Genomic DNA, 12,812 nt, shown 5'->3' on the forward strand with positions numbered 1-12,812 from the left:
ACCATGCAAATAGCGGCACAGGTATATGGAATAGAAACGGCGGCCAACGGGCTTTGCTTTTTCAATAATGATGAAGCCGCTTATTTGACACGGCGATTTGATGTTCATGACGGGAGAAAATATCAGCAGGAAGATTTTGCGGCATTGATGGGATATACGAAAGCGAATGGAGGGAGTGACTATAAATATTGCAATGGCAGCTATGAAGAGTGTGCGGAGGTAATACAGAAATATGTAAAAGCTGCCCGGATTGATTTGCTTCGTTTCTTCAGGCTGATTGTATTTAACTTCATCTCTTTGAATGACGATGCGCATCTGAAGAATTTCTCTCTGATTAATAGAGGAAACGAATATCGGCTTTCTCCCGCGTATGACTTGATAAACACCTCATTGCATTTGACTGAACCCCGAATATTCGCTCTTGATAAAGGATTGTTTAAAGAAGGAATGAATTTGGGTGATACCCATCAGGTAGGGCGGAAGGATTTCGAGGAATTTGGACGACGCATAGGGCTGGGCGGTAAATTGATAAAGCGTGAGCTTGATGAGTTTGTCAAAGAGAAACCATTGGTGCAAGTATTGATAGACCGTTCCTTTTTATCGGAAGAACTGAAAAAGCAATAATAGGATGTCTATGGGGTACAGGTGTAAGACGCTTTCTTTCTGATGAAGGGCGGATAAAGCATTCTTCAAGAAAGTACTTCTCCTTTTCCCATGCCGGTCATACCGTTAAAACTGATTGATAAGTATGATGCGTATGTTGGCCGGTATGTCTATCATTGTGGCAATGAAAACAGAGAGAGGATTGATTTACGCCTTGTTTTCCGGGACGGGAAGGAGATCGGTATGGATGATCTTAATCTGTATTATAATTGACGTGACGGCCTGAATGTCCCCCGGATGAATGTTCGGGGGATTTTTTTTCTTTTGGGCGTTCCCGTGGGACGGTCGGGCTTTACGTTTCAAGTCCTCGCCTAAAGGCTGTGGGCTTTACTCTGCAATCCCTAACGCATGGCTGAAAACTCCTCTTGCCGGTGGTGTTCTTCTTCATACAGCCTCATGCGTTCTTGTAATGCTTCTTTTAAATTGTCGCTTTTTTTCAGTCCGAGTTTGGCACGTATGTTCGCTCGTTGGCTGGTTATGTTTCCGCTACTCCGATGTAATAATTCGCATATTTGGCTGACGGTCTTGTCTTGCAGTATTAAACGGCAGATGTTTAATTCGGACGGGGATAAATTGGGATATATTCTCCTGATTGTATCAAGTTTACTTTTTTCCTTTTTCTGGTATGCGGCAAGGGCTGTAAAAAGATTTTCTTTGGATTGTTCCCCTATTATGTTTAACAGGGAGCTTGTCTTTTCTTCCGGGTTATTCTCGCTTAACAACTCGGCGAACGCGAATAGTTCTTCCTTTTTCATTTGGAGACGTTTCAAAAGCATTTCCTCTTCCTCTTTTAGCAAGTTGCTACTTTTTAGCAAGCTGCTGATATTACTGTGTAAGGATCTTCCTAATAAGGGGATCATGGTGTATATGATGATGATCAAAGGCAGATAACTGTATAGGAACGGTTCGTCGGTGATAAGTGTGCAGATTGTATAGGAAGCTATGGTAAGGGAGGACAATAGGATGGAGATATTACTCATATAGGCACAGATGGAAAGCATGGTAAATAAGAGAGAGATAGTAATGTTACTCATTATCAATGCTCTTTGATAACTATATTTATATCCGCTACATATTGAGCAATAAATTATCTCGATAAAAATCTCGATATGTATGGCTATCAGTATAATGGAAAAGGTCGTGGTCAGATTTACTCTCTTTTTAAAATAAGCGAGAGTGCACATAATGATAAACAGGAATAATACGCTGTTAATATAATAAAACTGTTCATTGGGAAATGGAACTGAATATATGTATATGGGTGCGCATAAGGCCAGCATGAGCAGGGATAGATGAAAGACACGTTTTTGTTGATACGTTATTATCATTTCGCTTTCTTTTTTGTCGTAAGTTTGAGTTTTTATTGAACTTAGAAAAGTAGCGGCTTTTGTGCTGAATTTCATGTGTTTTATTGTTTTAAGTGTTATTAAGTATAATGTTTCCTGCAAAAATAACTGTTTTTTTTTTTTTTTGTATGTTTAAGTACTTTTCTTTATGATGTTAAGTGTTTTTAATTGTTGTGTAAGCGTGATTGGCTGCTGTGGTAAGTGTTGTAGCTGTTGTGTGGTTGTCTTTTTAAGTATTTATAAGTTTAAAATACTTGTTTTTTGCTTTGGAGGTTGGTTTATAGGTGCATATCTTTAGCGGTTGAAATTCAGGGGGTGTAAAAGCCTGGGTTTGGATTGTCATATTAACAAACGATTAAATGACGAAAAGATGTTTTTTTATATTAAATGTGTATTGTTCGTGCTCGTGTTGAGTATAAGCGGAGAAATATCCGCTCAGGAGAAGCGTGATTCGGTAAGGATCTATTTTCATCAAGGAAAGGTAAATATAGATACATGTTTACTTGACAATGGGAACGAGATGGAGCGGTTTGCTAAAATCTGTTCCGCATTGAACGACTCCGTCCGTCTTATCAGGAAAATTCAAATAATAGGAGGAGCTTCCCCGGAAGGAGGGGGGCTGTTGAATGGAAGGCTGTCTGAAAAACGAGCAGAGGTTTTGTGGCGGTATATATCACCTTATATAAAGATTCCGGTATTGGAGAGGGATTTTCATTTTTCGGGAAGCGACTGGAACGGACTTATAACGATGGTGAGAGCGGATGTGAATGTTCCGGAGAGGGAGGATGTCCTTCGTTTGTTGGAGAAGATCGTACGTTTGGAAAACCAGGATAGCCCTTATTGGGGGGGAGAACTGAAAAGACTGAAAGGGGGGAGGCCATACTCATATTTGTATAAATTCCATTTTCCGAAACTTCGTTCGTCGATGGTGAAAATATGCTATGATAGTGATCCGATAAATCCCGTCAGAGATACGGTATATATACATACACGTGATACGTTGTGCATCCGTGATACCGTTACCGTCATAGCTCCGGTAAAGAAACGGCCGTTTTGCATGGCGGTGAAAACAAACTTGCTTTATGACGCTGTTTTGATACCTGACATCGGGGTTGAGTTCTGTTTGGGGAAGAACTGGTCTGTGGCCGGGAATTGGATGTATGCCTGGTGGAAAAGTGATCGGAAGCATAATTATTGGCGTATCTATGGGGGAGATGTGGAGTTGCGCCGCTGGTTCGGTCGGAGAGCGGTGGAAAAACCGTTTTCCGGGCATCATGTCGGATTGTACGGGCAGATCGTCACCTATGATTTCGAATTGGGTGGGAAAGGTTACTTGGGGGATAAATGGAGTTACGGGGGAGGCGTGGCTTACGGCTACTCGTTACCTGTGGGACATCGGTTCAATGTGGATTTCACGTTGGGAATCGGCTACCTTGGAGGATCGTACAAGGAGTACATCCCTTTGGACGGTCACTATGTATGGCAGACCACTAAAAACCGCCGCTGGTTCGGCCCGACCAAGGCGGGTATCTCTTTGGTGTGGTTGATCGGGCGGGGGAATTATAGCCGGAAGAAAGGAGGCAGGCAGTGATACGGATACGCTTTAGTCTGGTGTTCATATTTTTATGGATAGGACTGACGGCTTGTGAGCATAAGGATTTATGTTACGATCATCCGCACTTTGCCACGGTGCGGGTAATATTCGACTGGACCAAGATTTCCAATCATGACAAGCCTGAAGGCATGAGGGTCGTATTTTATCCGACCGATGATGAAAGCAACACGTGGATATTTGATTTCCCCGGAGGAGAGGATGGGGAAGTGGAGCTCCCCGAGAATGATTACCGGGTAATTTGCTTCAACTACGATACCGACGGGATGGTTTGGAAAGAAAACGGCAGTTACACGCTTTTTACTGCCGATACGCGTGATGTTCGGTCGCCGGATAACCGGACAATGGCCGTCACCCCACCCTGGCTGTGTGGCGACCATATAGACAGAGTTATCCTCAAGGACATTCCGGGAGGAAGCGCGGAGATAGTACGGCTAACTCCCGTAAACATGGTATGTCACTACACGTATGAGGTGAACGGTCTTCGGGGACTGGATAGGGTGGCGGATTTGCGGGCCGCTCTTTCCGGCATGTCCGGCTCGCTTAACATGTCCGGCGACAGTTTGCCCGCCGGTCTTTCGGAGAGCCTGCTCTTTGATGGAATGGTTTCACGGAATCAGATTATAGGCGGATTCTATACGTTTGGACATTCCGCACTTGAAGGAGAGCCCAATGTTTTCCGGCTGTATCTCAAGAACCGTTCCGGCAGCATGTCTGTATTGGAACAGGACGTGAGCGACCAAGTGCATGATGTCCCGGTAGCGGGGCATATCGGTGATGTGCATCTGGTGTTGAATTTTGATTATGAGGTACCATCCGAGCCGGGAAATGGCGGTCCGGGATTTGATGTGGACGTTGATGATTGGGATGATGTGAATGTGGATATAGTGTTGTAAACGGATATTTGAGTTTTCAGTGCGGATTGGATGCCGGGTAAACGCTATGTCAACTATTAAGTAATCGAGTTTATTAATTATATGTATCAATTTGATTTGTTTTTATTTATGAAAAAAAGTACAGTAATGCTTTGGGCAATCTTTGGAGCGCTACTCATGGGTTGCTCAGACGAGGAGATTGCGAATGTGGAAACCTCCTCGCGGAATGCGATTGGTTTTAACGTGTTAAGTAATGCGGCGGAAACGAGGGCTACCCCTACTACCCCCTCCAACTTGACGAGCACCGATTTCGACGTGTTCGCTTTTACGGCGGATGGTACTGCCTTCATGGGAAAGGTCGACACGGAATATGGACATGACGGAGTGAATATCGTGTACAAAGATAATAAGTGGGATTATAAAAATGCGAACGACCTTCGTTATTGGCCTTCCGAGGCTTTGGACTTTTACGCGTTCAATCCCGGAACGGTTAGTGAAGACATGTTGGCGTTTTATAGGTGGGAAGCCTCCGGGACTTCTCAAAAGATAAGTTATACCTGCATCGATGAGTATGGAGCCGGTACTCATGCAAACTACGACGTGATGTATGCCATAGCCAAAGACCAGACAAAAGACTCAAACAACGGAAAAGTGAAATTTAAATTCAAACATATTCTGTCTCAGGTCGTATTCAAAGCAAAGACCCAATACGCTAACATGCGGGTGGACATCCGTGACATCAAGATTCATAATATCAGATTTTCCGGCGTCTTCACATTGCCTGCGGCAGCCGATGGAACGGGAAGTTGGAGTTCGCCTGATTTAACATTTCCACACGCATTTACCGTAGTGAAAGACAAATCCATCACGGTCGAAGGTAATACCACAGCTACCGATATTTCCACAAGTTCTCCTATGCTGAATATACCACAGGAGCTGACTGCTTGGACTGTTTCCGGAGCCAGCAAAACCAAGAAGGGTGCCGACGATGCGAAGCAATGTTATCTGGAGATCTCCTGCAAAATCCAGCAGTCCGGAGTTTATCTGTTGGGTTCAGCAAGTGAATACAAAATAATTTATGTTCCGTTCGGAGTTATATGGGAACCGGGCAAGCGTCATATCTACACGTTGATTTTCGGTGGTGGTTATACTGATCAGGGAAAGGCTGTGTTGAATCCGATCCAGTTTGATGCAGAGACAACAGGCTGGGTTGATGCAGATAATAAAGACGTAAACGTCAAACCTTAATCCAAACGTTTATTAATATCGTACCCGTTGGCAGGTTAAACATACGCAAGATTAACCCTGCCAACGGGTTTTTTATTGCTTTTATCATCTGTAATTTATGTGTAGGGTTGCTTTTTGCGTACCTTTTTCCTGGAGAATTTCTTTTGTGGAGTGTTTGCCCTGTATATTCCCGATACGCTGTTATAGCAGGGAACTGTTTTTATCCAAGTAGTCAGATATAGCCTCTTGCAATACCGATTTTAGCGAATCGCCTTTGCGGATCGCGATCAGCTTTAAGTTCTGGTGATAGGTTTCGTCCATGACAAAATTACAATGCACGGTTTTCGCTTTCTTCGGCTTTTGAGCCTCTTTTTGCCCGGCCGTGGATTGGATCAGGCTGTCTAATCCCCCGGTCAGCCCGGCCGACATACTGTTTTTTAAATCGTTCTTCTTTGCCATATGGTTACTTTATTTCTGTTAGCAGTTCGTTACATACCTTTTCGTAGTCCTCTGCCCCGGCAGATTTGGGGGCATAGTGAAAAATATCCTGCCCTTGTGTCGGGGCTTCGGCCAGCGTAATGGCGTTGCGTATATGGGTGCTGAACACTTTGCCCTGGAATGTTTCCTGTACCAGTTCCGAAACGCTCTTGTTCAGGTTCTTTCTTCCGTCGTACTGGGTTATCAGGACCCCGGCTATCGAAAGATCCGAGTTCAAACGTTGCTGCACCTTGTGGACGACCTGCATAAGTTTGGCCATTCCACGCATTGCCAGGAATTGAGCCTGAACCGGGATAATCAACCGATCCGAGGCCGTCAGTGCGTTAAGCGTGAGCAGCGACAGCGAGGGGGGGCAGTCGATCAGGATATAATCGAATTTTTCCTTTTGGCCCTTGATAAGGTGGGCTAAGATAAGTTCCCGCCCGGCCTCGTTGATTAACTCCGTTTCAACGGCCGAGAGATCCAGGCAGGAGGGAACGACTCTAAGACCGTCCTTATGCTCGTAGATCGGCAGGTCGTATTCGCCTTTCATCGCGCCGTAGATCGTTTGGGGAAGCTCCGCGGAGAAGCCCAGCGATTCGGTCAGGTTGGCCTGCCCGTCAAGGTCGATCAAAAGAACCTTGTACCCTTTTTGACGTAACGCGCCGCCCAGGTTGATCGTGGTTGTGGTCTTTCCTACTCCCCCCTTGTGATTCAATACGGAGATTACTTTTGCTTTGCTCATAAATTCAGTTTTTTAAATGGTTGTCATGTCCGCAAATATAGTTAAAATACTAATATACTAAAATACTAAAAGTAGTATTTTTCGTTTTTTGCGTGTTTTTTGTGCCGATCGGGGAAGCGTACCGAAATAAATCCTGTTTCCGTCTTTCGGTACGTTTTGTTTCTGTACCGGAATTAATCAAAGATTAGAATAATCATAAATGTTTTTATACGTTAATCATACGTATGTATATATGTATATATTTGTTTTTGAGTATCTTTGTGTGCTATGAATAAAAAATAAAAGACATGAGCACTTATTCGTATAAAAATCCGAAGTTTATAAATTCCCCTAAAGGGGTGGTTGAAGTTGTAGAAGTGATTTATGACGGCAAAGATGATCCGGCCTATTCACTGGCTATTATTAAATGGGAAAATACCTATAAATTAGGTATTCGTTGGAACATCGCTTATAGTGAATGGGACGATTACCGCAAACAGAACGGGCAAGATGAATGTATAGGTAATCCACAGTCGAGAGGTATTCCCACCTGGTTTGTTTTGCCCGATGATATGATGTTTAGTGAGAAGTTCAGCGGTGCGATGCAGAGGCTTGATGAATTAAGAAAAGGTAAATAAGTAATGGAACAGGGAGAAATCATATTATACCAGCCGGATGAAGCGGTCAGGTTGGAAGTGAGGCTGGAAGATGAAACCGTTTGGCTGACACAGGCGCAAATTGTGGATCTTTTTCAATCCAGCAAAGCAAATATAAGCGAGCATATAAAAAACATATATGATCAGAAAGAATTAGAGGAAAGTTCAACTGTTCGGGATTTCCGAACAGTTCGACAGGAAGGCAAACGGCAAGTGATGCGCAATCTGACTTATTACAATTTGGATGCGATCATATCCATTGGGTTTCGTGTCAATAGTAAAAGAGGTATTTTATTTAGGCAATGGGCGAATAAGGTTTTAAAGGACTATCTTTTAAAAGGGTATTCCATTATAAACGTTTGTCAGAACTTGAAAGGACTGTCGCTCAACATACCGAGAAGATAGATTTTTTTGTGCGTACTGCCTTGCCCCCGGTCGAAGGCATTTTTTATAACGGCCAGATTTTCGATGCGTACAAGTTCGCTACCGATCTGGTAAAGTCGGCCAGGCGTTCGATCGTGCTTATCGACAACTATGTGGACGAAACGGTTTTGCTCATGTTGAGTAAACGCAGCGTCGGTGTCTCGGCCACCATTTACACCCAGCGTATCACGCAGCAACTCCAACTTGATCTTGACAGGCATAACAGCCAGTACCCACCTATCGACATCAGGACGTACCGGGACAGTCACGACCGTTTCCTGATCGTTGATGAAACGGACGTGTACCATATCGGAGCCTCGTTAAAGGATCTGGGGAAAAAGATGTTCGCTTTCTCAAAGCTGGATATTCCGGCGGCTGTGATAACCGACCTGTTATAATATCCCTTGTCTTATGAATGTGGTTATCTATTCACGTGTAAGCTCGCAGTCGGCCAGGCAATCGACCGAACGGCAGGTTGTCGATCTGGAGAGGTTCGCAGCCGGACGGGGGTACGAGGTGACGGCGGTCTTTGAGGAAAAGATAAGCGGACGAAAGGCCAATATCGAACGCCCGGTTTTAAGCCGTTGCCTGGAATACTGCACGGATCCGCAGAACCGGGTGGATATGTTGTTGCTGACCGAGATCTCACGCCTGGGGCGTTCAACCCTGGAGATCCTAAAGTCACTCGATACGCTGCACACGCATAAAATATGCGTGTATATTCAAAACCTGAACCTGGAAACATTACGGCCGGACAAGACGGTAAACCCCTTGTCCTCTCTGATCACTACCCTGTTGGGGGAACTGGCCGCGATCGAACGCCAGGGGATCATCGACCGCCTTAATAGCGGACGGGAGTTGTACATCCAGAAAGGGGGCAGGCTGGGACGGAAGCCGGGAAGCCGGAAAACGGCCGAACAGAGGAAAGAGGAATACCGGGAGGCGATCGCTTTGTTAAAGAAAGGCTACTCGATCCGGAACGTGGCGAAGCTCACGGGAAAGGCCGTTTCGACGATACAACAAGTAAAAAAAAGACTTCATTAGTAGCTGATTATCAGAACAAATGTTGTATTTTTGCAACAAATACGAGTAAATGCACATAATTAAAAACGAGTATTTGCACGAAAATAATCAGAATCTAAATAAAAACGGTTATGGCAACAATGGCGGAGAAAATGGCGGCTTCACTGGAGGAATTAAGAAAGCTTCAGGAGAAAGACCGCTGTGTCGTCCTGCAAGGGACGGTCGAGATAGGGAGGACGCATTTAACCCGGCTGTTGGATAACGGCTGGTTGCAGGAAGTAATGAAAGGCTGGTATATTGCGGCCAGGCCGGGAACAGAGGGGGACACGACGGTCTGGTACACCTCATTCTGGTATTTTATCGCGAAATACGCGGCTGTCCGGCTGGGGGAACAATGGTGCTTGACGGCCGACCAGTCGCTGGATCTGTATTCGGGGAAAACGACCGTGCCCGTGCTGGTGATTATCAAGTCGCCGAAAGGCCATAACAACACGCAAAAGCTGATGTATGATACCTCGCTTTTGGTGTTTCAAAGCGAGATTCCGGATCAGGTATATAAAGAGCCGGAATACGGCCTTAATCTCTATCCGCTTGCCGAAGCCCTGGTATATGCCACGCCGAGATATTTCCAGGTGGAGAGGATCGCGGCCCGTACCTGCCTGGCCATGATACGGGACGCTGCCGATATATTAAAGGTACTGGCGAGAAACGGGGCTTCGCTTCGTGCCGGAAGAATAGCCGGGGCGTTCCGGAACATCGGGAACAGCGAAATCGCCGACTGCATCGTTTCCACGATGCGGGGGTTCGGGTATGACGTGAGAGAAGAAGATCCGTTCGAGGATCAGCCACGAACGCCCCTTGTTTATGAGGTGTCGCCTTACGTCACACGCTTGCGCCTGATGTGGGAGAACATGAGGGATAAGGTTGTAGAACTGTTTCCCGAAGCCCCTGGAAAGATTGATGACGTGGAGGGGTATTTGAGATCCGTCGATGAAAAGTATTCGGAGGACGCTTATCATTCTCTCTCGATCGAGGGATATAGGGTTTCCCCGGAACTGATCGAGAAAGTGCGTGTCGGGAACTGGAAGCCGGAGGAAGAAGATAAGGAGCATAAAAACGCGCTGGTGGCACGTGGGTATTACCAGGCGTTCCAGGCTGTCAGGGGGACGATCTCCGATATACTGAAAGGAAAGAACGCAGGGGAAGCGGTAAGGGCGGATCATCCGGTCTGGTATATGCAGATGTGGATGCCGTTCGTTACGGTGGGGATCTTGCAAAGGGAGGATCTTGTGGGTTATCGTACCGGGCAGGTCTATATACGGGGACCGCAACATATCCCGTTGAACCCGAAAGCGGTCAGGGACGCTATGCCCGTCCTTTTCGATCTCTTGAAGAATGAGCCGCACCCGGCGGTAAGGGCTGTCCTGGGACACTTCTTTTTCGTGTATATTCACCCCTATATGGACGGGAACGGGAGAATGGGACGGTTCGTCTTGAACGCCATGCTTGCGTCTGGAGGCTATAACTGGACGGTCGTTCCGGTGGAGCGTAGAAAAGAATATATGAAAGCGTTGGAAAAGGCCAGCGTGGAAGGGGATATTTCGGAGTTTACGAAAGTAATCGCATCATTGGTCAAGTAATGAATAGGGGAGTATATAAAAACAAAACCCTGGAGTTTGTCTTACGACAGGGACAACAGAGGATTACTACGCAAGTATAGGGAGTATATCTCGTTTATACAAGGATTTTATGGCTTTTCTGGATTGATTTTAAAAAGAATAGAGGTTTGTTCCCTGGAATGTAGTATTTACTACTTTTAGTATTTTAGTGTATTAGTACAATTTTGTAAGTTTTATCATGGCAAAAGAACTGATCCGTGTCCCCAGGTATAATTCCGTGCTGATTGAACGGTTGTATGAGGCAGGTGGAAACGTCATGCTCGATCTGATCATATACCTGGGCAGCTATCACCTCAAAGACTTGTTCGGGACTTCCTGGTTCTCCGTAGAAGACTTTTGCCGTAAGATGGGGTATGACCGTACCAACTTGCAGCGCAAGCTGGATAGCCGGCAGCTTGCGGCCATGTTCGGAAAGAATATGTAGCCGGAATATGTATGTACTGGCACGGCAGGACAGAGAATCAGCCATCCTATCGAGACGGTTTTTGAGGCGGCTCTCTATAAACTGGGATTGGAGAACCTCTGCTATCCGACCATTGGCGAGGATGGCCGTACATCCTATAATTTCGTGCAGATCCTGAAACGTTTCGACATAATGACCGATTTCAAGACGAAGAAGTCAACGAAAAGGCTGTACTCGGCAGTGGTAAGCCCGGAGATAAAAAATTTCATGTTCTCGCTCTATAACCTCTTGGAGCTTCAGGATTACCGCAGCATGCCCAGCCGTTACCGCTATTTCTATCTGGAGCTTTCCAAGATGGTTTACCTGATCAAGTATAAGACCGCCAAGAATGAGGCTCCTTTTTATGTGCTGACAGTCGATCAACTGGCTAAAAAGCTCGGCATAGAGATTGCCGAACCCAAAGACCGGAAAAAGAAGGTCGCCTCGATACTGAAAAAGATGAATACTTACCTGAAATATACCAATTTCAATTTCTCTTTTGTGAAAGGCGATCATGAGAGATGGGTATATACCGTGTTGTTCTCGTTTCCTAGGCATACGCTGCACTATTTTGATGAAGGACAATATGCTGTCGTAGTGAAGAAATTCTATAAGAACCTGCTTGGGCTGTATGTCGAGATTGCCTACCCGGACACGGATATGGCTGTCAGGAGGAAGAAGATCAAAGAGGTGGAGGAAGATGCCGGACTGTATAAAGAGTTCCTTTTATGGGCAAACTCCCCGGAAAGCGTAGAAAAGAAAAAACAAATATATATCAGTGATTTCGTGGCTGTATTCGGCAGGTTTCCGGAAGGATGGGCACAGGAAGAGTTGGAGAGTGCCAATGGAACGGAAGTTGCTCCTGCTCCTGAAGAGTTTATATCCCCGGAAACGGACGGGGCGGTGAATATGGACAATCCAGCTGTGTAGAACCGTCCACTCCTTTTGCTTTAGTTGTGTAAAAATGTCCGGTTTCACTGGTCAGCCGTGTAAAACCGTCCACCCGTTGATGAAAGGAATAGGTAATAGCTGTTTTTTATATGTCAGTATATCAGTGAAATAAAATAGAGAAGTTTTTGAATAAAAGGTATTGGCTGTGTAAAACCATCCACCAAAATACATAATAAAGACCTAAACTCCTAACCCCTTTAAATATCCCCAAAGAAATGACCGGGAAAATTTATTTTCCCTTCACATGCCCTATACATACTTTCGGAAAAAGATTTTTCGGAAGTATGTGTTGATTTTCACGTTTTTTTATATGATTGGAAGGCGGTTCTGTTCTTTTGTATCCCAATTGGTTTTTCAGGGCGTTCCCTTCTGGCCGGACTATTCGTTGCAAGTCCTCGTTACCCTCCGGGCTTTTCCCTGCTATCCCTAACGCTCTACGCTCCGGCTATGCCGGAAGAGAGGTATGATGATTTTTTCTTGAACTGATAGGAACGTTGCGAAGGTAGGCGTGGACGGAACGCCCGATATTGAAAAGCCAAATCTCCATCCTCCCATTCCGGGAGGTAGTATTTACCAGTTCAATCCCGTTCTGATCCGTCTTTCCCGCTTTCTCTTCAATGCACTGTTCCCAATCAGTTGAGGAAAAATTTATGGTTGGGGCGACAAGCGATGTTTGCGAGTATTAATCTTTTAATTTTTGGCAGTATGAAAACG

The 12,812-nt window shown here is 45.3% G+C and carries 12 protein-coding genes and 1 pseudogene; 10 read left to right on the forward strand and 3 right to left on the reverse strand.

Translation table 11 applies throughout. The annotated features are described in order from the left end of the window. A partial coding sequence (locus HMPREF0999_RS21325) for a HipA domain-containing protein (RefSeq protein WP_009276879.1) occupies positions 1–624 on the forward strand: 624 nt, incomplete at its 5' end. A 380-nt stretch (positions 625–1,004) separates the two neighbouring features. On the opposite strand, the gene HMPREF0999_RS21330 is transcribed toward HMPREF0999_RS21325, so the two are convergent. Next, positions 1,005–2,066: a LuxR C-terminal-related transcriptional regulator gene (locus tag HMPREF0999_RS21330; protein WP_009276881.1), complete on the reverse strand. Its 1,062-nt coding sequence runs from the start codon at positions 2,064–2,066 to the stop codon at positions 1,005–1,007. Between the two features lie 313 nt (positions 2,067–2,379). On the opposite strand from HMPREF0999_RS21330, the gene HMPREF0999_RS21335 reads away from it, so the two are divergent. From HMPREF0999_RS21335 to HMPREF0999_RS21345, 3 genes are all read left to right on the forward strand, one after another. After that, on the forward strand, positions 2,380–3,600 hold the full coding sequence (locus HMPREF0999_RS21335) for a DUF3575 domain-containing protein (protein ID WP_009276883.1): 1,221 nt from the start codon (positions 2,380–2,382) through the stop codon (positions 3,598–3,600). Then, positions 3,597–4,517 (forward strand): DUF5119 domain-containing protein, encoded by a 921-nt coding sequence (locus HMPREF0999_RS21340; protein ID WP_009276884.1) that lies wholly within the window; start codon positions 3,597–3,599, stop codon positions 4,515–4,517. The genes HMPREF0999_RS21335 and HMPREF0999_RS21340 overlap by 4 nt, the downstream gene beginning before the upstream one ends. A 108-nt stretch (positions 4,518–4,625) precedes the next feature. Beyond that, the gene (locus HMPREF0999_RS21345; RefSeq protein WP_029257268.1) at positions 4,626–5,744 is read left to right on the forward strand and encodes a fimbrillin family protein; all 1,119 of its coding nucleotides are present in this window, start codon (positions 4,626–4,628) and stop codon (positions 5,742–5,744) included. A 180-nt stretch (positions 5,745–5,924) separates the two neighbouring features. Here HMPREF0999_RS21345 and HMPREF0999_RS21350 read toward each other — a convergent pair whose 3' ends face one another. Both HMPREF0999_RS21350 and HMPREF0999_RS21355 read right to left on the reverse strand, forming a co-directional pair. Next, a complete protein-coding gene (locus HMPREF0999_RS21350) occupies positions 5,925–6,182 on the reverse strand; it encodes a hypothetical protein (protein ID WP_005648607.1) in 258 nt (85 codons plus the stop codon). Between the two features lie 4 nt (positions 6,183–6,186). Further along, on the reverse strand, positions 6,187–6,945 hold the full coding sequence (locus HMPREF0999_RS21355; protein WP_005842209.1) for a ParA family protein: 759 nt from the start codon (positions 6,943–6,945) through the stop codon (positions 6,187–6,189). Between the two features lie 287 nt (positions 6,946–7,232). On the opposite strand from HMPREF0999_RS21355, the gene HMPREF0999_RS21360 reads away from it, so the two are divergent. The 6 genes and pseudogenes from HMPREF0999_RS21360 (at position 7,233) to HMPREF0999_RS21385 (ending at position 12,077) form a co-directional block, all read left to right on the forward strand. Continuing rightward, the gene (locus HMPREF0999_RS21360) at positions 7,233–7,562 is read left to right on the forward strand and encodes a hypothetical protein (RefSeq protein WP_005868799.1); all 330 of its coding nucleotides are present in this window, start codon (positions 7,233–7,235) and stop codon (positions 7,560–7,562) included. A gap of 3 nt (positions 7,563–7,565) precedes the next feature. Next, positions 7,566–8,401, forward strand: a pseudogene (locus tag HMPREF0999_RS21615) (virulence RhuM family protein). Between the two features lie 13 nt (positions 8,402–8,414). Beyond that, positions 8,415–9,047 (forward strand): recombinase family protein, encoded by a 633-nt coding sequence (locus HMPREF0999_RS21375; protein ID WP_009276888.1) that lies wholly within the window; start codon positions 8,415–8,417, stop codon positions 9,045–9,047. A gap of 110 nt (positions 9,048–9,157) precedes the next feature. Next, positions 9,158–10,666, forward strand: a complete 1,509-nt coding sequence (locus HMPREF0999_RS21380; protein WP_009276889.1) for a Fic family protein — start codon at positions 9,158–9,160, stop codon at positions 10,664–10,666. Between the two features lie 217 nt (positions 10,667–10,883). Beyond that, on the forward strand, positions 10,884–11,129 hold the full coding sequence (locus tag HMPREF0999_RS23075) for a hypothetical protein (protein ID WP_009276890.1): 246 nt from the start codon (positions 10,884–10,886) through the stop codon (positions 11,127–11,129). Positions 11,130–11,216: 87 nt separating this feature from the next. Then, positions 11,217–12,077 carry a hypothetical protein gene (locus HMPREF0999_RS21385; protein ID WP_009276891.1) on the forward strand — a complete coding sequence of 287 codons (861 nt, stop codon included), beginning with the start codon at positions 11,217–11,219 and terminating at the stop codon, positions 12,075–12,077. Positions 12,078–12,812: the final 735 nt, after the last annotated feature.

Source organism: Parabacteroides sp. D25 (genome assembly GCF_000307475.1).
Lineage (GTDB): Bacteria > Bacteroidota > Bacteroidia > Bacteroidales > Tannerellaceae > Parabacteroides > Parabacteroides distasonis.

Coding starts and splice junctions, on each gene's coding strand:
- HMPREF0999_RS21375 (WP_009276888.1), top strand. CDS start 8,415: ATGAATGTGGTTATCTATTCACGTGTAAGCTCGCAGTCGGCCAGGCAA.
- HMPREF0999_RS21350 (WP_005648607.1), bottom strand. CDS start 6,182: ATGGCAAAGAAGAACGATTTAAAAAACAGTATGTCGGCCGGGCTGACC.
- HMPREF0999_RS21360 (WP_005868799.1), top strand. CDS start 7,233: ATGAGCACTTATTCGTATAAAAATCCGAAGTTTATAAATTCCCCTAAA.
- HMPREF0999_RS21380 (WP_009276889.1), top strand. CDS start 9,158: ATGGCAACAATGGCGGAGAAAATGGCGGCTTCACTGGAGGAATTAAGA.
- HMPREF0999_RS21355 (WP_005842209.1), bottom strand. CDS start 6,945: ATGAGCAAAGCAAAAGTAATCTCCGTATTGAATCACAAGGGGGGAGTA.
- HMPREF0999_RS21345 (WP_029257268.1), top strand. CDS start 4,626: ATGAAAAAAAGTACAGTAATGCTTTGGGCAATCTTTGGAGCGCTACTC.
- HMPREF0999_RS21335 (WP_009276883.1), top strand. CDS start 2,380: ATGTTTTTTTATATTAAATGTGTATTGTTCGTGCTCGTGTTGAGTATA.
- HMPREF0999_RS21330 (WP_009276881.1), bottom strand. CDS start 2,066: ATGAAATTCAGCACAAAAGCCGCTACTTTTCTAAGTTCAATAAAAACT.
- HMPREF0999_RS23075 (WP_009276890.1), top strand. CDS start 10,884: ATGGCAAAAGAACTGATCCGTGTCCCCAGGTATAATTCCGTGCTGATT.